Here is a 20,218-nt window from a genome sequence, read left to right as displayed (position 1 = left end):
ACCCGAGACCGGGCTATCCATTGGCTTTGACAGACTACGGCCTTAAGCACTGGGCGCGCGATGGGGAGAAGTGCCCCGTCCCGTGGTTTTGTCATGTTCAGCACGGGGGCGCTCCGATGCCTGCGGGGTCTGGAAGGTGGGTGTGACCTGCGATGATGTACCGGCCCACGTTGCGGTAGGAGCCTGATTCGATCCGCCACCAGCGGTGCATACCGGTCCAGTTATCTGTTTGGTCGATGTAACAACGCACCACAATGGGGCCTTGATCGGCGGAAGCCATCCATGGCGGGGTGTTGTTGCTTTGCCCGTCACACGTTTTCCTGTTCGGATCGTAGTTGGCCCCTCCTGCTGTAAAGCTGCACGACCGCACCACCGCTCCCGGGTTCATGGTGGTAGTCCACTCCCCTTGGCGTCCCGACTTGGCGCTGGCCGACGCTAGGCCGCCGCCCGTGCCGAGCGAGTTGAACGTCTGCACAGTGAGGCTGTGGGACTCTTCCCACCCGGCAGTGTTGATGGTACGGCTGCCCGAGGCGCCCACGGTCTCCCAGCCGCCGTTGTCGATGCGGATCTTCGTGGTCTTCACATCGTTCGTAGCGGTTGACGGGGAAGACCAGTTGAAGGTCACAGATTTCTGGTTCACGGCCCCGTTGGAACCCGACGCCGACGGCGTACCCGGAGCACCAAATGGTGTGGCGGATGGCGCGGCAGCGGCATCCGCACTGGGCGCCACCGTCGAATGTGCCGTCACTGTCACAGTGGTCGCCTGGCCGTTGGCGAAGCCGCCTACGGTCTGCCCGGGCTGGATGGCACCGGAGCGTCCGCCTGCGGAGTAGGTATAGCTGACTTCGTTGGCCTTGGAGCCGTTGCGCTGGGTGTCGCCGAGCGCAGAGAAATTGATGGTGAGCTGACCACCGGCGGCACCGGTGTTGGCCGGCGTGGCACTGACGTTTTGAACAGTGCCCAGCTTTCCCGTGGCCCTGCGCGGAGGTGAGGCCGCGCTGACCAGGCTCTTTCCTGCCTTGTTCTCAGCCTGAACTGTGAACGTGTACGCCGACTCGTTGGTGGAAACCTTGAAGGTGGCTGTTCGGACATTCCCCGGAATGGTCTGAGTCTGGGTGGTTCCGCTGCCGCCGCTCATGGTGACGTAGTAATTCTTGATGGGGTCGCCGTTGATGCCAGGCTCGGCCCAGTCGACGCGGAGCTGGTTCTGCGAACCAACGGCGGACACCACTGTGGTGCTGGGCGGCGCCGGTGTTGCGGGGATACCGGCAGGATGGTCCTCTGCGGAGTACAGCCCCCAATCCGACGGGCCTAGGTCATTGACAGCCTGGGCACGGACCTTGTATTTCACACCGTTGGTCAGGCCTGGCCAGGTGTAGCTGAGGCCAGTGACCTCGTTCTTGACGGCAATGCCGTTGGCGGGCGGCGGAGAGATCTCCAGGTTGTAGTGCTTTACCGGGGAACCTTCGGTCTTGGCGGGAGTCCAGGTGATGGCTAGGTCCTTATCGCCGGCTTGGACCGTGGGGACGTCCGGGGGCGATGGCTTCTCATCCGGAGTGATCTCGTTGGAGGGCACTGAGGGCTGGGATTCGCCTACCTCATTGGTGGCAACCACGGTGAAGACATACTTGACGTTGTTGGTCAGTCCAGTCAACGTACACGTCGTCGTGGGGCATTCCTGCTGGAACCCGGCCGCTTTCACCGTGTACTTGGTGATGGCTGCGCCATTGTCCGACGGCGGCGCCCACTTGAGGACGGCAGTTTTACTGCGGACGTCCGTAGCAACCGGGGCCGAAGGAGCATCGGGCTTGTCCCGCACCGTGATGCGGACACGACCCACGGCTTGCCGGCTGGGATCATCGGTCTTGTCCTTGATGGTGTACCTGACTACCAGGACCCCCTTGAAGCCGTCGGCGGGCGTCACCGTGATGGAGTCGCCTCCTATGGCAGGCTCGCCTGATGCGGATCCGGTCTCCACCACGGCCGAAAGCACCGTCAAGGGTTCGCTGAAGGGGTTGAAGTCGTTGCCCAGCACATTGATGGTTTCGGACTTGCCGGCGTTGGCCTTGTCGAGGACATCATCGTTCGCTGCCGGTTTGGGTCGGTTCGATGAGACTACGGAAACGGTGACGGCTGCCTTCGCAGGCTCCGAGCGGCCATCGGTCACCTTGAGCGGCACGGTCCCGCGGGCGCCGGGGTTGAGTGAACCCCCGGGGGTGATTTTCAGGACCGTACCCTCCACCCGCGCGTCGAAACCGCCGGGCAGGTCACCGTCCACGCTGAACGTGAGCTTGCCTTGGTCCTGCTCATCAACGTCCGCGGCAAGGTTGGCCAGGTCCAGTTCGGTAGTGTCCCCCTTTGGCGCTTCAATCGCAGCTCCGCTGAAGGTGGGGGCGTGATTGGCGTTGGGGTTCGGGAGCACCTTGGTCTGGATGGTCAGAGTGGACTTCAAGCCCTCGGCATCGTCCGGACCACTGCCGTCAGTCACTTCGAAGGTGATGGACCCGGGCCCCACATACTCAGACTGGGCCGCATACCTCAACGCCGTACCATCACCAGCAATAACGTTGGTGGAGTCACCGCCAAAGACGCGGATCTTGTCCGCCACCGTTATGCGGGGTTGACGGCCGTCCCTGACCTTGACGTGATCCTGAAGGGCCAGAGTAACTTCCTCCCCCGCGGTGACCTCCACGATCTCAGTGGTGGAAAGCGTGGGGTACTGGAGGCCCTGGCCTGGAATCCACATGACCGCGGTGGCTGACTGCCCATCGATGTCCGTGACGGTATAGGGAATCAACTGATCTTCGGGCAGGAGTGTCACCACTACGTTGCCGGCTGTCCCTACGCGCACATTCGGGTTCCCGTCCGGCAGGGAAATGGTGAGGTCCTCCGCCACGCCGTCGGGATCGGAATCGTTCTTCACCACCGGAACGTCAACCGCAGTTTTACCCAGGGTCTCGGCCAACGTGATCCGGTCGTCCACTGCCACGGGGGCATGGAGCGGCGCGGTCGGGCTGGTCTGGACGCGGATGACCGCGGCAGCTTCTGCCTTCTTGTCGTCCTGGATCCGGTAGCTGATGCTGTCCGTGCCGGCCGCACCCGGCGCCGTGAGGACCACCTTTCCTGCGGCGGCTTCAACCTGCAGTTCCGGTTTGGCCTCGAACGCCGACACCAAAGCGATGGGGTCGCCGTCGGGGTCTGAGTCGTTTTTCAGTGCGTTCACCGCGACCCGTCGTCCGGGCCGGACATCAATGACGTCGTCCACCGCAATGGGCTTCTGGTTGTCGGCTTCGGCCGGCGCAATGCCCACGATCACCGTGCCGGTGTTCTCCGCACCTATACGGTCCCGCACGCGGTAGCTGAAAGTGTCAGTACCGGCGGACGTACCCCCGGCCGTGAACTCCAAATATCCGTCCCGCAGGATGGATGTCCCCAGTTGGGGAGCTTTATCGATGCCCATCAGCTGCACCGAGTCGCCATCGGCATCGATACCATCCAGGGGAACAGGGATTCTTACCGTCATCCCCGCAACCACGCGGGCTGTCAGATTCCGCGGCTCTGGCCTGGTGTTGGTGGCGTCATCGCGGGCTCGGATGCGGATGGTGACTTGCTGCGAGTCAGTTTGGCCCGAGGCATTGCTGACCTTGTAGATGGCATAAACGGTGGTGGGTTCCTGGCCTGCGATGTAGCGCAGGGTGTTCCCCGCAACAAAGATTCTGCCCGCGGCCTCGTCGGGCTGCTGTGCCAGGACGGGGTCCAGTGTGAGCTCTCCGCCGTTGGGGTCCGTGTCGTTCTCCAGGACCGGGATGGTCACTATGTCGCCGGCACGCACGGAGACCTCGTCCGGCTTGGCCTGCGGTGCCTGAAGTTTGGTGGGCGCCGGCACAACCTGGACAGAAATATCCCCTGTGGCCGAGGCCTTGCCGTTGGAGATCGTGTATTTCAACGACAACTGTCCCTGGGCCCGGATGTCGGTGATTTTGACGACCGAGTGGTCAAGGACCGCGACCGATACCGGGAGCCCGTCGGCCGCCGTGACCGACTGGACCACCAGGACGCCCCCACTGGGGTCTGAGTCGTTGCCCAACACGTCAACCACGGTGCTGCCGCCACTGGGCAGGAGGGCAATATCGCGGACCGCCACCGGTGCGCCGTCGCTGTTTCCGGACACGACGTCCACCCGCACCAGTTGCTGGGCACTCGCCGGTCCGTTGGTCACCATGTACGTCACATAGTGGGGACCCACCGAGGTCGAGTTGAAAGTAAACGTCTGCTGGTCCGGACCCACCACGGCGGTCGACTGCGCGTCCGGCTGTGCCTGCGCAAGTCTTAGCGTCCCGCCCTGCGGGTCGGTGTCATTCTTGAGCGGCGCGATCACCGTATCCTGGCCCGCCACCGCAACCACGTGATCCGCATTCGCGATGGGCGGCAGCGCACCCGGAGCACGGACGTCAACGCTGATCTGCCCTTGGGTGGTCAGGGACCCGTCCGAGACACTGACGGTCAGGGTTTTACGGCCCGGGCCAGCCCCTGCGTCCTGGAAGGTGAGCAAGCCGTCCGGCCTGATCCGGACTTGGTCCGCTGGATCGCTGCTGGAGACGGCGACGGCAAAGATGTCATCGCCGTCGGGGTCCAGCCAATCGGTGAGGACAAACTGGCTGGCGATCTTCCCGGACTGGACCACCAAGGCGTTGTTCCGGTTGGGTTTGGGCTGGGGGGCGTTGTTTTCCGCCGCGGGCACAACCCGCAGGTCGACGTCCGCGCCGCCTGTACCGCCACGGCCGTCGTCCACCGAGTACTTGAACGTTTCGGAGCCCGTGGTTCCGGCGGGGACTGCGATCTGGAAGCCGGTGCCACCGTAGACGGCGGACAAGGCGCCGGACTTCAGTGGCTCGCTGGTGCTGACCGTGAGGACATCGCCGTCGGCATCGGCGTCGTTGTCCAGCACGGGCAAGACAGTGGTCTTTCCGGCCCTGACCCCGAAGGCATCGGGTTTGGCCACCGGCACGGTGTTGGGTTTGCTGCGGTCCGGAAGGACTGTCTGCTGGACTTCGTCCGCGGAGTCCTTGTCGGCGTCGTCCGAGGTCTGCTGGGGCGGGATGACGTCGTCCCAGTTGTTGACCAACTGCATGTTCTGGTTGACCATCCAGACGTTGCCTGAGTTGACGTCGTTCAGCACCACAAGATCGCGGTTAACACGGAAAACGTACGACGGCGACGCACTCGCCTTGGGAACGTCGGACCGCTTGTTATCTGCCTCGTTGGTGCATTCCCGGACGTATTTGTTGGCACCGGACCACGCTGCGTACGTGCAAGACCCTAGATGGACTGGGGCAGCCGGAATGCCCTGACCGTCCGCTTGAACCGTCTTGGCGGTCCCGCCGTCCAGGGGTTGCAGGAGCAGTGCCTTCGGGGTGGCGATGGCGATAAAATCGGCGGCCGGGCCGCTCTGCTGCAATTTGGCTTCCCTGGCGTCGTCCAGGTGTACTTTGTTGCCCCCGGGCAGCACGATGTCGCCGGTGGCTGCGTTAAGCACCACGGCTTTGTCGCCCACAGTTGCCAGCTGGAGTTCGCCGTCGGCCTTCAAAGCGTCATCGCTCCGGACCCGGGAATCCACGGCCTTACCGTCGAGATCCACCTTTGTTGCCGTCAGTGTTCCTGTTTTCGGGTCCAGTGTGTGGATGGTGTCATCCACACCCACCACTGAGACCACACCGGGCGACTGCTCGAACAAGGGTTCCGATTCGTCGCTGAAACCGCCGATGGAGGTGGGCGAAACAGCCCAGACCTTGCCCTGGGACGGGTCAGTGACAGCCAGTACTTTGTTGCCGAAGCTCACTTCCGCGGAGCCCGGAAGTTTTTGGTCACCGCCCAGGCGCATGTTGGCGGCGCTGACAGGGTTGATGGTCCCGCCATCTGCGTCATCGATAAAGATGTCGCCGGCCTGCTGAAGGATGTCGAAGTTGGTGCTGGCCGGAGTCACTGCCCCATCCAGCGATTTGGAGGGGTAGTTCAGGCGACCGGCCGCATTCTTGGTCTTACTGACCACCCAGACGCCGCCGTCGTTCAGTTCCACCTCGGTGGTCTTGAACCCTGGATAGAGAATGGCACCTGTGATTAGGACGGCCGCTGCCGCAGTGAAGGCAGTGGCTGCGATGACCTTACGCCGGCTGTTATTGGCACGGCGTTTTCCGGACCCATCAGACAGAGCCATCCCACATTCCCCCACAGTTCAGGCAGCACGAAGCAGCCGGCGCCGACCCCCACGGCGAAACACGACACAATCAACGCACAGCCTACCGGGTTACTCCATCGATTAGCTAAGTCGTGACGGAATCGCATCCACCACGCTCTCTCACATAACAGCCCTTAAAGCCGAACGCTCGCTCACTTTCTTCAGGAAAGTGAGCGAGCGTTCGGCTCAAGCCCGAGGGACGTGAGAGAGCGTGCGCTTTGGAAGGGGGGCCGTCAACAGGCGACTAGTCCAGCACCAGCCCCTTGCCGCGGCCACGAGCCAGCATCACGGGATGGATTTCGCCGAAGCCACGGACGTTCTCCGATTTCTGCGGAACCAGGACGAACCTGTCATCCTGCCCCAGAGCAGCGGCTGTCATGGCATCCACCAGGACGGTGCCGGGCTGGGCAAGGGTTGTCAGCCGGGCGGCCAGGTTGACGGTTGGTCCGTAAATGTCGCCCAGTCTGGACAGGATGCGGCCCCAGACCATGGAGACTCGGCATTGCGGCAGAATTTCGTCTTCGGTGAAGGCCTGCGCCAACGCCAGGGAAATCTCGGCCCCGGCCGCGGGTGTCTCCGCGATGTAGAGGACTTCGTCGCCCACGGTCTTGACCAACCGGCCGCCACCCACGGAAATAATTTCGGCGCACTTGTTCTCAAAGCGCTGCACCAACTGGGCGAGCGTCTTTTCGTTCATCCGACGCGAAAGGCTGGTGTAGGAGACGAGGTCGGCGAAACCCACGGCCCGTGCCAAGGGCAACGGCGAATCGTCTTCGTCGCCCTCGCGGCCTTCTTCACTGGCCTGCAGCCCGGCTTCCGCGCGAACCGCCAGGCGTTGCACACCTGCGTTGAGTTGACGCCGATAGGAGTAGACCAGGATCTCTTCGAGCGAGTCCACCAGGCCGGGCAACTGACCTACCAGTTGCTTACGGGCCACGGCATCCGGAATCCCCTGCTCAGACACCATGTCTTCCACCAAGGCTTCGATCTGCCAGACCACCATGCGGTCCGTCATCTGCCCGATGGACCGGGTGACAGAGATGGCCGCTTCCTCGGTCAGGACGCCGGCCCGGACAAGGTCCAGGATGGTGGACAGTGCCGCTTGATCCCGTTCCGTAAAGGCAACGTCTTCGTCGCCGAAGTTCGGGAATCCCAGGGCACGCCAAATTTTGCGGGCGGACAAAATGGAAACACCCGCCCCTGCGGCTACTTCACGACGACGGAGCTTTCGTTCGCCGCCCAGCAGCTTTGATTCCAATGCTTTGATGGCCAGGCGCTCGGCGGACATTACACCGGTGGGTGGTCCAGCCTGCACAGCAACCGGGGCAGGCCCCGAATCGGTGTCCTCGTCGACTGAAGGTTCGGGGACGGCGTCGAACTCCTGGTCCAAGTCCTCGCCGGACTGCTGATCCTCAACGCTCATCTCTTCCACCTTCTCTCAGCTCCCGTGGCAACTGGTCATAATCCGTCAATACTTGGCCCTCAAAAACCTCACCTTGCGGGAGTTCGTCCATCGCGTCAAGAATGAATCCCCGGAACTTCGCGACGTCCGGAACATCCGCCAGGATGGCCGTTCCGGAGTGCCCGGTATCCAAGGATATATTCCCGGAGTGCAATGTCCGTTGGAGCAGGCTCTGATGAACGCCCACATTGCGGACCGCCATGAGCGAGACCTGCCAGTCGCGGCGTCGAAACATTCCGTATTTGGCAAGTATCCGCCTGCTGGTCAGGATGTACCGGATGGAATGCCAGCGCATCACCCGACGAATGCAGTAACCAATCAACAGCCAGGCTGCGAGTCCCACACTGACACCCATCAGCCACGGCGTCCATTCCACTGTAATGAACGGAGCAAGGCGCTGGGCATTGCCTTTGACAATCCAAGCGCAGGCATATCCCGTCAGAGCCGGAGCAATGAGGAATGCCAGCACCGGGAAGAAGAGGGATCGGGCCTGTTGACGTGTGATGGTGATGACCTGCTCCCCCGGAAGCAACTCTTTACGCATAACCACTTTCCGTGGCGCGCAAGTGCACCACGTCACCAGCTGTCACCACGTGTTCCCTGCCCCCATGGTCCACCACCAGCAACGAGCCGTGCTCGTCCAACCGCGAGGCATGTCCCACCAGTTCGTGATCGCCAGGCAGGTGCGCCCGCACTTCGCGCCCCAAGGTCACCATGGCGGACTCAACCCGCTTGTGCAGGGAAGGCCCTCCCGCCAATCCTGCGGCCGGGTCCCCCTCGGAATTGCAGAAGCTGCGGTAAAGCCGGGCGAAGCGTGACAGGTAACTTTTCAGCAGCGCCGTGCGGTCCGTCGTCGTGGCCCCTTCCAAGGCCAGTGACGTCGCTGTCGTGACCGGCAGCTCTTCCTCGGCCAGCGTGACGTTGAGGCCCACGCCGAGGATGACGGCGGGAACAGAGCCATCGCCCACGGCTGTCATCTGGGCAAGGATCCCAGCGATTTTGCGCCCGTTGACCAAGACGTCATTGGGCCACTTGATGTCTGCTGTCACACCGGCGGTTTCCTGCAATGCCTCCCGCAGGGCAACGGCAGCTAGCAGGGACAGCCAGGAATAGCTTTGCGTTGGTACCGGCATGCCTTCTGCCGTGACGGGACGAAGCACTATTGACACGGAGACAGCCGATCGCTCGGGCGATTCCCAGTGCCGGTCCAACCGACCACGCGCAGCCGTCTGGTGCTCGGCTGTCAGAACGGCGAGGTCGGCCCACTTTTTGGGCTCAACGGTGACAGCCCGCACCAAGTCCTGGTTGGTGGACCCTGTGGACTCGACGATGGTCAGTTGCGAAATGCCCGTGGCTGAAAGGAAGTCCGGCTGCAGCAAGGCTTCACGATCCAAGGCAGCCCGCTCCGGACCGCTGGTCGGGATGTGGGGTTCGCTGCTCTCTGGCTGTTCGGCATTCATAGCTGAATCCTATCCAGTTGCGGCGTCCAGGGATGGCCCGTGAGCAGGAAAGCGGCTGGGAATCCGCCTAGAGAAAAATGTCCGGAACCAGGCGGTCTTCGGGCGCGCCCAGGCTGTACGGCGAAAAGTCTGACACACCAGCCGCGCGCAGGACTTCTTCATCGGTGAAGAACTTGCCCGTTGCCCCCGCACCCGTCAGGACGGCATGCGCGGCGTCGGCCATGATTTCCGGGCCGCGTGCGGCCTGGACGATTTGCTGCCCGCCGGGCATGTTCCGGATGGCGGCGGTATCGATCAGGGTGCACGGCCAGAGCGAATTGACCGAAACGCCGTCGTCCTTCAACTCTTCCGCCAGCCCCAGCGTGGTGAGGCTCATCCCGTATTTGGCCATGGTGTAGGCCAGATGCATGCCGGCCCATTTGGGGTCCAGGTTCAGCGGCGGAGACAGTGTGAGGATGTGGGCGTCGCTGGATTCCCTCAACGCAGGAAGCGCCAGCTTGGAGAGCAGGAACGTTCCACGGACGTTGATGTCCTGCATGAGGTCGTAGCGCTTCATGTCTACGGCGTCGGTGCGGGACAGGTCGATCGCCGAGGCGTTGTTAACCACGACGTCGATCCCTCCGAAACGCTCGACGGCGGCGGCGACCGCTGCGGCGACGTCGTCGTCATTGCGAACGTCCCCGACCAGCGGCAGCGCTTGGCCACCGGCCGCGACCAGTTGTTCAGCGGCGGTGAAGACAGTCCCCTCGAGCTTGGGATGGGGATCGCCGGTCTTGGCCATGAGCACAATGTTGGCGCCATCGCGGGCTGCGCGGGTGGCTATGGCCAAGCCGATGCCCCGGCTGCCGCCGGACATGAGGATGGTCCGGCCCTTGAGCGAACCGGTGGCCACGTAGGGAGTCTGCGCCGGCGCAAGTGCGCGGGAAGCGTCGTTGCTTGAAGTCATGGGGACACTCTAACGCAACTATGTTACTGACGGGTAACATAGCGATGGCTTTGGCTTGGACGCGGAAAATTGTAGGGTTTCTACAGCGGTTCGCGGCAAAGGCGTCACTAGACTGGCCTGCGGGGCCTGTTCTTTGTACGGAAGCTACTTAAGCTTCGGGACCAACACCGAACTGCGCCAGCGAAAATCAGCTACAGAGCCGGAGACACTTGATGAGCCACGATCTGACAACGACAGCGGGAAAGATTGCCGACTTCCGCGACCGCCAGGCCCGTGCAGAGCAACCTTCCGGCCCGGAAGCGATTGAGAAGCAGCACGCACGGGGCAAGAACACGGCCCGCGAACGCATTGACCTCTTGGTTGATCCGGGCTCGTTCGTCGAGTTCGACGCCCTGGCAGTCCACCGCTCCACTGCCTTCGGCATGGAGAAGAAGAAGCCCCTCGGCGACGGCGTGGTCTCCGGATACGGCACCGTTGATGGCCGCCTCATCGCGATCTACAGCCAGGACTTCAGCGTCTACGGCGGCTCCCTGAGCCAGGTCAACGGCGAGAAGATCGTCAAAGTCCAGGAATTCGCCCTCCGCAATGGTTGCCCGGTTGTCGGAATCAACGACGGCGGCGGCGCGCGTATCCAGGAAGGCGTAGCTTCCCTGGCCATGTTCGCTGACATCTTCCGCAACAACGTCCACGCTTCCGGCGTGGTCCCGCAGATCTCCCTCATCATGGGCCCGTGCGCCGGCGGCGCAGCCTACTCCCCCGCCCTGACCGACTATGTGGTCATGGTGGACAAGACCTCGCACATGTTCATCACCGGCCCGGACGTCATCAAAACTGTCACCGGCGAAGACGTGGACATGGAAACCCTGGGTGGCGCCCGCCAGCACAATGCCACCACCGGAACCTCCACCTACCTTGCCTCGGACGAAGCAGACGCGATCGAATTCGTCCGCGAACTCCTGGACTTCCTCCCCTCCAACAACCTGTCCGAAGCCCCCGTCGTGGAGCACGACCAGGAACTGGAACTCAACGACGACGACCTCGCACTGGACGCGCTGATTCCCGATTCCGCCAACCAGCCGTACGACATGCGCAAGGTCATTGAGCAGATCGTGGACGACGCGCACTTCCTTGAAATGCAGTCCTTGTACGCCCCCAACGTGATGATCGGCTACGGCCGCGTTGAGGGACACACCGTGGGCATCGTGGCCAACCAGCCCATGCAGTTTGCCGGAACCCTGGACATCTCCGCCTCGGAAAAGGCTGCCCGCTTTGTCCGCCACTGCGATGCGTTCAACATCCCCATCATCACTCTGGTGGACGTCCCCGGCTTCCTGCCTGGCAAGGACCAGGAGTTCCAAGGCATCATCCGCCGTGGCGCGAAGCTCCTGTACGCCTACGCCGAAGCAACGGTCCCCAAGCTCACCGTGATTACCCGCAAGGCCTACGGTGGCGCGTACATCGTGATGGGCTCCAAGAAGCTCGGCGCAGACCTGAACCTCGCCTGGCCCACCGCCCAGATCGGCGTCATGGGCGCCCAGGGTGCCGTGAATATCCTGTACCGTCGCGATCTTGCTGCTGTTGCCGAAGCCGGCGGTGATGTCGAGGCCAAGCGGGCCGAGATCATCCAGGGCTACGAGGAAGAACTCCTCAACCCCTACCAGGCGGCCCAACTGGGCTACGTGGACGCAGTCATCGCTCCGTCCGACACGCGCCTCCAGATCATCCGCGGCCTCCGGGCCCTCCGCGACAAGCGCGCGAGCCTGCCCACCAAGAAGCACGGAAACATCCCGCTGTGAGCACGCCGAAGCACCGGGCTGATTCCGCGCCTGATCAGGTACCCGCTGAAGCAGCCGCTGCGCCGCTGTTTTCGGTGGTCAAGGGCGAACCGACGGCCGAAGAGCTCGCGGCGATTGCCGCCGTCGTGGTTTCACTCGGGACAACGCAGGAAGCTGCCGCATCGAAGCCGAACGTCCGGCATTGGGTGCGTCGTCAGCAGTTGCGGCTGGACCCCACCCCCGGTCCTGGCGCGTGGAAGCGCAGCCGCGGCTAGTTTTCGCTCACGTAGAAAAGTTCAACAACCCTTTCACGTAAGCGGTGTCGCGGCTAGGCTCTGTGGGTGACTACTGCAAACACTCCTGTACGCCCGAAGTCCGCCATCGATGCCGTCGCTGACGCGTACACAGAAAAGTTGATCGAACTCAATCCCAGCTTCGCCACCACACTGGGCTTGCCCGGACACGAAACCGAATACCAGGACTACTCCCCTGCCGGTGCCGAGGCTCATGCGGAAGCCACAAAGTTGGCCTTGGATGCCTTGGCAGGCCTTGAGCCGTCCGATGATGTGGATGCCGTCACCCTGGACGCCATGCGCGAGCGGCTCGGCCTGGAACTGGAGATCCACGAGTCGGGCTGGGACCTCGCCGACCTGAACAACATTGCCTCTCCTGCCCAGGACATTCGCGCCATTTTCGACCTCATGCCCACCGACACGGTGGAGCACTGGGAGCACATTGCCGGCCGCGCGGCCAATGTTCCTGGGGCTGTTGAGGGCTATATTGAGTCGCTTCGCTCCGCTGCTGCCGACGGAAAAGTCGCCGCCGCCCGCCAAGTCCGGATCGTCATCGAGCAGACCGGCCGCTACGCCTCAGAGGACGGCTTCTTCGCCAAGATGGCCGCCAACGCTGCGCTTGATGGCTCGCCACTGCCCGCCGAGGTTCAGTCAAAGCTCGACGCCGGGACTGCGGCCGCGCGTTCTTCGTATAGCGCCTTGGGTGGATACCTTCGGGATGAACTCCTGCCCCTGGCACCGGAGAAGGACGCAGTCGGGCGCGAACGTTACGCGCTGGCCTCGCGTTCATTCGTTGGCGCCGAAGTAGATCTGGAAGAGACCTACGCTTGGGGCGTCCAGGAGCTTGAGAGGCTCATCGGCGAGCAGGAGAAGATCGCCAACCAGATCAAACCTGGTGCATCGATCGAAGAAGCCAAGAGCATCCTCAACAACGATCCTGCACGCCAGATCAAGGGCACGGACGCCCTCAAGGCCTGGATGCAGGAACTCTCAGACCGGGCAGTGTCCGAACTTGCTGACGTCCACTTCGACATCCCGGACGTCATGAGAACTCTTGAGTGCATGATCGCCCCCACCGACGAAGGCGGCATCTACTACACCGGCCCTTCCGACGACTTCTCCCGTCCAGGCCGCATGTGGTGGTCCGTGCCCGCCGGTGAAGACACGTTCACCACGTGGTCCGAAACCACCACTGTGTTCCATGAGGGCGTCCCGGGCCACCACCTTCAAGTAGCCACGGCAACATACCGGCGCGAACTCCTCAACAACTGGCGCCGCAATGTTTGCTGGGTGTCCGGCCACGGCGAGGGCTGGGCGCTTTACGCCGAGCAGCTCATGCTGGAACTGGGCTACCTCAAGGACCCGGGCGACCACATGGGAATGCTCGATGGCCAGCGCATGCGCGCGGCCCGCGTGGTCTTCGACATCGGCGTCCACTTGGAACTGCCCGTCCCCGAGCGTTGGGGCACCGGAACCTGGACCCCCGGGAAGGGCTTCGACTTCCTCAAGGCCAACCTCGACATCAGCGAAGGCCAGCTCCAGTTCGAATTCACCCGCTACCTCGGCTGGCCGGGCCAAGCCCCGTCGTACAAGGTCGGCCAGCGTCTCTGGGAGCAGATCCGTGCCGAGCTTGAATCCCGCGAAGACTTCGACCTGAAGTCGTTCCACAGCAAGGCGTTGAACATCGGGTCAGTGGGCTTGGACGTACTGCGCAGGGCCCTGCTGGGCTGATTATTTTGGAGTGGCTCCGGCCGGAGGCCGGACATCCTCGGTGTGCTGCTCCTTCGTCACTTTGATGCACACTGCCGGATGCCCGGTCTTGGCAATGGGTTCTCGGAGACGGCCGGGATTAAGGCGAGTCCCCCGCGGCAAGGGCAGGCGGGTTTATGCTGCAGTGGGCGGTTCAATCAAACTCGATAAAGTCCCGTATCGCTGCGTGGTGACAGACCATTCCTGCTTTAACACCACCAGCCACTTCAAAGCGCGCTGAGCCGTGCTCGACCGTCAAACGCCCCCGCTTTGCCCCATCCAGGGAATGCAGGGCCTCATCCGCCAGTCGCCGGGCCTCCGCCGCAGAACCAAAACCACGCTTATCCACCGCACAAGGAGCCACCGGGCCCCTTGTGCGGCTCCCAGCAGCACGCCCCCATGCCAAACCTGCAAACGTTCCCGCAAGGAACCCGCCAAACCAGGCATACCCAAGACCAACCACACCACAACGAACAAAACCAGAACAACGGAACCCATCCACTGCCGAGGTAAGCCAAACCGAAGAAACAGAGAACCAACAGCCAGACCGGCAAGTAACGAACCGACCTCCAGCAAACACTGTGTCATTCGGCACAAACACCATCACAGAGAGCGTGGCCATTAAAACCACCCCACTGAAGATCAGGGAGCCCTCCCAAGAATTCCGCCGCTCTTTAGTCACGACGGCTTCGCTGCTTGCTGTGCTGCTTGGATTTCATTGCCAATCACACCGAGGCCCAGACTTATCGTTGTTCACCAGCAGTTAGAGTCAGCCCAATCATGAAGCCGAGACCACAGCCCGCCCATAGCGATCCGTACGATGTCGCAATGACCGGAAGTATGTTGGACAGAGCCGCTATGGCTAGACTGCCTAGGACAATTGTGCCAACCAAAGTATTTATGGCGGCGAAATTTGAACTGACATATGTCACAAACCCCATGCCGGCAATACATATAGACAATACAATAAAGTTTGTTAGCCAAGCAGATAAGCCAAACTCGTCAAATCTATTTACGCAGGTTAAAATCGCTATAAGACCGGGAATTGTCACGCTCAGCCATTGGTATCACTGGGGCATCGCTCTTTCACGAAGGGTGCGGTCCCCGGCAGTCTCTTTAGTCATCATTATTTCCATGCTTCATCGATCATTCCATTCGTTCCGAGTCCAATGAGTGAATTAGTTAAGTCTGTAGTCATATTGGACTTCGTAAAATACTCAATAGGCGAAGAGGTGCTTGTTCCAATGAGATCAGCGTAACCCTGCGATGAGTTTCCCCGCGAAGTAGAAACACCCGTAGAGAACACTCCGGACGTAGTAGAAGAAACCAGAGACTTGATCGGATCAAATGCTTCGCCATTCACACCACTCTTGAGCATTTCCCCCCGCGAACCCGGCGCCTGTGTTGACGCTCGCACTCAGGAGAAACTGGGCGCCTTTGCCCGTAACGTGGCCGGCTGCTGGATTCCCGTCACCGTCATACCCCCATGACAGCGTCCCGTTCCCGTTGCCGTTGGACTTTCGGGTGAGGAGTCCGCGCCGGTCAAAGCACAGTTCGTGCTCTACCGCATACCCCGCCCCGCCCGTGTGGTCGGTGATGACCACCCGCCGGCCCGCAAGGTCGCGTTCGATGGCGGCGATCAGTGCCCCGTCTCGAACCCGGTCCTGCCACCCACCCCGTTCGTCGTGGACACTAACTCCCCGGCGAGGTTGTATTCAAAGCGGCGGGTCCCGTACCAGGAATCCTGGGCGAAACTCAGCCGCCCGACCTTGTCGTACCCATACCGGGCCGTCCCCTCCCCCGGAGTATGCCTCGCGGTCAACCGCCCACACGCGCCGTAGGCGAAGGTTTCGACCTCACCGCTCGGCAGTCTCCTCGCCGTGAGCCGCTGATCGGGGTCGTAGGACAGTTCCGTGACCGCCCCCACCGGGTCAATACTGCGGAACGGCCGGCCGCAATTGTCATACTCGAACCGGGTCACCGCCCCCGTGGGTGAGGTGATCGAGGTGATCTTCCCCGCGGCGTCGCGGCCCAAGACCGTCAACCCGCCCTCACCATCAACCAACTCGACCGGGTTCCCCGCCGCGTCATAGCTCACCAGCTCCGCGGACCCATCCACGGCCTCGATTTTCGTGGGGCGGCCGTACTCATCAAAAGTGTAAATATTCGTGGCGAACGCGTCGGTCAAGGACGCCGTCCCGCTGGACCGGTCGGTGACCGCGCCGGTCCGGACACCGGTCGGATCCACGACGGCAGTCAGGGCACCGACCGTGTCGTACTCCCGCACCCAGTCATGCCCGGCAGGATCCGTCACCGAGACGAGCCGGGAGAGGTTGTCATGGGTGAAGCCCCACTTCGCCCCGTCCGGCAGCACCGCGGCGGTGAGGTTCCCGAGCTCATCAACAACCCGTTCGATACTGCGGCCCAGCGGGTCGATGGTGCGGGACAGTTCCCCGTTGGGGGCGTACTCGAACACCGTCCTTCCCCCATCAGGAGCAACCATTACGGTGGTCCGGCCCGCGGTGTCGTGCTCGAACGCCCACACCGCCCCGTCCGGATCCACCCGACGCACCAACACCCCGGCATCGTCATAACTAAACCGGGTCTCTGCCCCCGACGGGGTCAACGCCGTCACCGGACGACCCGCCCGGTCCCGGACAATCCTGGCGGTGTCCCCTGCGGCGTTCCGGGTTGCGATGAGGTCCCCGAACCCGTCGTACTCAAAACCGATCGTGACCCCGACCGGGTCCGTCACCCGTTCCAGCAGCCCGTCCCGCCACTGAAGCTCGGTCCGGCCACCCAACGGATCCACCACCACCGACGGGTCCCGGGACAGCTCATCGGCGTACTCATAGGCCACGACGGCACCGGATGCGGTCACCAAGGTCGTCAGACGGTCCTGCCCATCCCACCCATACGTCAGGTCCGCGCCTTCGGGGGTGACGGTCCGGATCTTCCGTCCGCGGGTGTCGTAACCGTGGACCGTGACCGCACCGTCCCGCTCAGTCAAAGACACCAGATTCGAATGCGCGTCATAAGCCATGGACTGGCGCCGGTCCTCCGCATCCAACACCCCCACCAGACGGCCCTTGCCATCAGCAACCCAGGAGTTCGACCGGGACCCGCCCTCATCAGAGACCACCGTGACCCGGCCCGGTAAATACGCGAACCGCGTCCGCCGCCCATGCTGTGTGACCTGCATAACCACCCGGCCGGCCTCGTCACCATGCGAGTCCCTTTTTAGCGACCATGACCGCAAAGACGGGATCCACGGCCTTGCAATCCGGCCCGAACGCCCTCGACTGAGATCAACGTCACAAAACCGCGGGAATAACTTTTGCGCACGTAACATTTCTCAACGTCCGTTCGCTATGTTATTGGCACTGCACCTAACGTGTTCCGGTGAGCACCTCAACCAACACTTCCCCAGCAGCTGGCAAGAGCGGCTTCCGGCTCCCCAAGTGGGCCGGTTCCTTCGGCGTCCAGATCATCGCAGCCCTCATTGTGGGCCTCATCCTTGGCCTCATCGCCAAGTACACGGGCAGCACCAAGACCGCCCCCAATGCCCTGGGGGCTACTCTCCAGACAATTGGCTCCAGCTACGTCTCGTTGCTGCAGACCGCCGTCGTTCCTTTGATTTTCACCGCAGTGGTGAGCTCCATCGCGAACCTGCGCCAGGTCTCCAACGCTGCGCGCCTCGCCTGGAACACGCTGCTGTGGTTCGCCATCACCTCGCTGGTTTCAGTACTGATCGGCATCGGCCTGGGCGTTCTCCTGCAGCCGGGTGCAGCTACGGGCATTACCGAGGAAGCCAAGTACACCGGCAAGACCGGTGATTGGTGGGCGTTCCTGATCGGCCTCTTCCCGAAGAATTTCCTGGGCCTCGGCGCCAGCTCTACCGTGACCGAAAGCGCCAACGCTGCCACGACCGTCAGCACCGCGGTCAACTTCAACGTGCTGCAGATTTTGGTCATCGCTATCGCAGTCGGCGTTGCCGCTCTCAAGGTTGGCAAGCAGGCTGAGGCCTTCCTGACGTTCAACGCTTCAGCGCTGGCCGTCATCCAGAAGGTCCTGTGGTGGATCATCCGCCTCGCTCCGCTGGGCACCATCGGCCTGATCGGCAACGCTGTGGCCATCTACGGCTGGGACACCATCGGCTCTTTGGGCAAGTTCACCGCCGCCATCTACATCGGGCTGGCACTGGTGCTGTTCGTCCTCTACCCGATCCTGGTCCGAGTCCACGGCCTCTCCATCAAGCAGTACTTCTCCGGCGTGTGGCCGGCCGTGCAGCTGGCGTTCGTTTCCCGCTCCTCCATCGGTACGCTGCCGCTCACGCAGCGCGTCACTGAGCGGAACCTGGGCGTCCCCTCCGGCTACGCATCCTTCGCCGTGCCCCTCGGCGCCACCACCAAGATGGACGGCTGCGCAGCAATCTACCCGGCGATCGCAGCCATCTTCGTGGCACAGTTCTTCGGCATCAACCTTGACTTCAGCCAGTACCTGCTGATCGTTCTGGTCTCCGTCCTTGGTTCGGCCGCTACCGCCGGTACCACCGGCGCCGTCGTCATGCTCACGCTGACGCTGTCCACGCTGGGACTGCCGCTGGCCGGCGTCGGCCTCCTGCTGGCCATCGACCCCATCCTGGACATGGGCCGGACCGCCGTCAACGTGGCGGGCCAGGCACTGGTCCCGGCCATCGTGGCCAAGCGCCAGGGCATCCTGGATGAATCGCTTTACAACGCACCCCGCAACGGTGCCGCCTTTGCCGACGAGTACGCCGCCGACAAGGCAGCAGCCGAAGCGGACCATCGCGAATTGGCCGACTCGAAGGCCTAATTTCAGTCCCTTTGAAACGGCGCAAATCCCCCGGGGAGTTCTCCCCGGGGGATTTCCCCGTTAAAGGGGTCAACTCTGGATAGGCTCGGACCATGTTGATCGTCACTTCCAATGAAATCCCGGGCCACCGGATCGACGCCGTCTTCGGCGAAGTCATGGGTCTCACCGTCCGCTCACGGGACATCGGCTCGCAAATGCTGGCCGGCTTCCGCTCCCTCGGCGGCGGCGAACTGCCCGAAATGACCAAGGCACTCTATGAAAGCCGCCAGGAAGTTATGGCACGCATGGTCAACGAAGCGCAGCAACGTGGCGCCAATGCCATCGTCGCCATGCGGTTCGACACCTCTGAAATGGGCACCAACTGGACCGAAGTCTGCGCGTACGGCACCGCGGTGTACGTCCTGCCGTTGGGTGAAGGCGAACCCGGAGCTACGGGACAGTCGGTCTATCTGACCAAGACGGCCACACAACAGCCCGCTCAGCCGACACAGCCGCAGCAGCCAGCCCAGCAGCAGCAGTTCACCCAGCCCCAGCAGCCCGCCCAGCAGCAGCAATTTACCCCGCCGACTCCCCCGGCCCAGCCTCACCAGTTCTAGTCGGATCAGCCCAAAGGTCCCGCCCTCCTTCGTCCCCTCGCCGCCCAGCGGCGAGCTGAGCGAACGAGGGCGGGACTTTGAGTATCAGGGGCACGGGCACGCTCATATTGCGCAGAGTGCAAACTTGCACTTAGTGTAAGTATGTGACTCAAACCAGTAGCCAGGAAGCCGCTGCGGAATCGTCTCCTTCCGAGCCCAGCGTCCCCTCCAGGCGCGAACTCAACAAGGCGGCCACCCGCAGCTCCATCGCTTCCGCAGCCTTGGGCCTTTTGCGTAGCAAAGGGTCCGGCAATTTCACCGTCGAAGACATCGCAGCCAGCGCCGGCGTCTCACGACGAACCTTCTTCAACTACTTCCCCAGCCTCGAAGCCGCCTTGGCATCCGTTGCCGACGGCTTCATGGACCACGCCTTGGAGCAGTTCCGGCTACGCCCGGCGGACGAGTCAATTCTCGAATCCGCCCAGGCAGCCCTCATGGCGCTGGCCGATCCCATGTCCGTGGCACCCATGGCCGAACTCTTCAGCCTGACCCACGACAACCGGCAACTGGCCCGCTCCGAGCTTGAAGCCTGGGAGCACTGCACCGAGCAGATCATTGAAGCCGCCCGCAGCAGACTCGGCGTCGGCATCAGTGAGCTCTACCTCCATGCCTTGGCGGGCTCAGTGATCTCCTGCGGCAAGGCCGCAATGACCGTCTGGTTCGCCGATCGCGGCCCTGATCTCTCGGCGGAATCCCTCGCGGTACTTCGCCAGCACCTCATCGATGCGATGGGCCTCCTGGGCGCCGGCTTCGCGCCGCCGTCGGACCCGCCCTCGACAGCCCCAGCAGCCTCCCCCTCCGTTCCAACCACCACAGATCGGTTCTGA

12 protein-coding genes are annotated in these 20,218 nt (G+C 62.7%); 6 read left to right on the top strand and 6 right to left on the bottom strand.

The genetic code is table 11. The features are described 5' to 3' along the window. Positions 1-97: 97 nt before the first annotated feature. The 5 genes from ABQM86_RS07595 to ABQM86_RS07575 form a co-directional block, all read right to left on the bottom strand. Positions 98-6,214: an Ig-like domain-containing protein gene (locus ABQM86_RS07595; RefSeq protein WP_369746312.1), complete on the bottom strand. Its 6,117-nt coding sequence runs from the start codon at positions 6,212-6,214 to the stop codon at positions 98-100. 265 nt (positions 6,215-6,479) lie between these two features. Then, complete coding sequence (locus tag ABQM86_RS07590; protein WP_207596897.1) at positions 6,480-7,658, bottom strand: adenylate/guanylate cyclase domain-containing protein; 1,179 nt, start codon at positions 7,656-7,658, stop codon at positions 6,480-6,482. Then, the gene (locus tag ABQM86_RS07585) at positions 7,648-8,241 is read right to left on the bottom strand and encodes a PH domain-containing protein (protein WP_369746311.1); all 594 of its coding nucleotides are present in this window, start codon (positions 8,239-8,241) and stop codon (positions 7,648-7,650) included. Before ABQM86_RS07585 ends, ABQM86_RS07590 begins: the two co-directional genes overlap by 11 nt. Next, complete coding sequence (locus ABQM86_RS07580) at positions 8,234-9,157, bottom strand: biotin--[acetyl-CoA-carboxylase] ligase (protein WP_369746310.1); 924 nt, start codon at positions 9,155-9,157, stop codon at positions 8,234-8,236. The genes ABQM86_RS07585 and ABQM86_RS07580 overlap by 8 nt, the downstream gene beginning before the upstream one ends. A 67-nt stretch (positions 9,158-9,224) precedes the next feature. Then, complete coding sequence (locus ABQM86_RS07575; protein WP_337339594.1) at positions 9,225-10,103, bottom strand: NAD(P)-dependent oxidoreductase; 879 nt, start codon at positions 10,101-10,103, stop codon at positions 9,225-9,227. Between the two features lie 212 nt (positions 10,104-10,315). Between ABQM86_RS07575 and ABQM86_RS07570 the strand changes: the two genes are divergently transcribed. From ABQM86_RS07570 to ABQM86_RS07560, 3 genes are all read left to right on the top strand, one after another. After that, entirely contained in the window at positions 10,316-11,899 is a 1,584-nt protein-coding gene (locus tag ABQM86_RS07570) for an acyl-CoA carboxylase subunit beta (RefSeq protein ID WP_207596893.1), read from the top strand. Beyond that, the gene (locus ABQM86_RS07565; RefSeq protein ID WP_089594263.1) at positions 11,896-12,153 is read left to right on the top strand and encodes an acyl-CoA carboxylase subunit epsilon; all 258 of its coding nucleotides are present in this window, start codon (positions 11,896-11,898) and stop codon (positions 12,151-12,153) included. The genes ABQM86_RS07570 and ABQM86_RS07565 overlap by 4 nt, the downstream gene beginning before the upstream one ends. Before the next feature lie 66 nt (positions 12,154-12,219). Next, entirely contained in the window at positions 12,220-13,902 is a 1,683-nt protein-coding gene (locus tag ABQM86_RS07560; protein WP_369746309.1) for a DUF885 domain-containing protein, read from the top strand. 1,657 nt (positions 13,903-15,559) lie between these two features. Here ABQM86_RS07560 and ABQM86_RS07555 read toward each other — a convergent pair. Beyond that, on the bottom strand, positions 15,560-17,122 hold the full coding sequence (locus tag ABQM86_RS07555) for a hypothetical protein (protein ID WP_369746307.1): 1,563 nt from the start codon (positions 17,120-17,122) through the stop codon (positions 15,560-15,562). A gap of 200 nt (positions 17,123-17,322) precedes the next feature. Here ABQM86_RS07555 and ABQM86_RS07550 point away from each other — a divergent pair, with 200 nt between their 5' ends. From ABQM86_RS07550 to ABQM86_RS07540, 3 genes are all read left to right on the top strand, one after another. Further along, complete coding sequence (locus ABQM86_RS07550) at positions 17,323-18,756, top strand: dicarboxylate/amino acid:cation symporter (RefSeq protein ID WP_369746306.1); 1,434 nt, start codon at positions 17,323-17,325, stop codon at positions 18,754-18,756. A 92-nt stretch (positions 18,757-18,848) separates the two neighbouring features. Further along, positions 18,849-19,352: a YbjQ family protein gene (locus ABQM86_RS07545; RefSeq protein ID WP_089594256.1), complete on the top strand. Its 504-nt coding sequence runs from the start codon at positions 18,849-18,851 to the stop codon at positions 19,350-19,352. 143 nt (positions 19,353-19,495) lie between these two features. Further along, the gene (locus ABQM86_RS07540) at positions 19,496-20,218 is read left to right on the top strand and encodes a TetR family transcriptional regulator (protein WP_369746305.1); all 723 of its coding nucleotides are present in this window, start codon (positions 19,496-19,498) and stop codon (positions 20,216-20,218) included.

Origin of the sequence: Paenarthrobacter sp. AMU7, from assembly GCF_041200195.1 — a bacterium.
Classification (GTDB): domain Bacteria; phylum Actinomycetota; class Actinomycetes; order Actinomycetales; family Micrococcaceae; genus Arthrobacter.
This window is presented reverse-complemented; position numbering and strand designations above follow the sequence as displayed.

Bases quoted from the DNA above. Each gene is read 5' to 3' on its own strand.
- ABQM86_RS07575 (WP_337339594.1), bottom strand. From the start codon at position 10,103: ATGACTTCAAGCAACGACGCTTCCCGCGCACTTGCGCCGGCGCAGACT.
- ABQM86_RS07580 (WP_369746310.1), bottom strand. From the start codon at position 9,157: ATGAATGCCGAACAGCCAGAGAGCAGCGAACCCCACATCCCGACCAGC.
- ABQM86_RS07595 (WP_369746312.1), bottom strand. From the start codon at position 6,214: ATGGCTCTGTCTGATGGGTCCGGAAAACGCCGTGCCAATAACAGCCGG.
- ABQM86_RS07545 (WP_089594256.1), top strand. From the start codon at position 18,849: ATGTTGATCGTCACTTCCAATGAAATCCCGGGCCACCGGATCGACGCC.
- ABQM86_RS07590 (WP_207596897.1), bottom strand. From the start codon at position 7,658: ATGAGCGTTGAGGATCAGCAGTCCGGCGAGGACTTGGACCAGGAGTTC.
- ABQM86_RS07585 (WP_369746311.1), bottom strand. From the start codon at position 8,241: ATGCGTAAAGAGTTGCTTCCGGGGGAGCAGGTCATCACCATCACACGT.
- ABQM86_RS07555 (WP_369746307.1), bottom strand. From the start codon at position 17,122: ATGCAGGTCACACAGCATGGGCGGCGGACGCGGTTCGCGTATTTACCG.
- ABQM86_RS07570 (WP_207596893.1), top strand. From the start codon at position 10,316: ATGAGCCACGATCTGACAACGACAGCGGGAAAGATTGCCGACTTCCGC.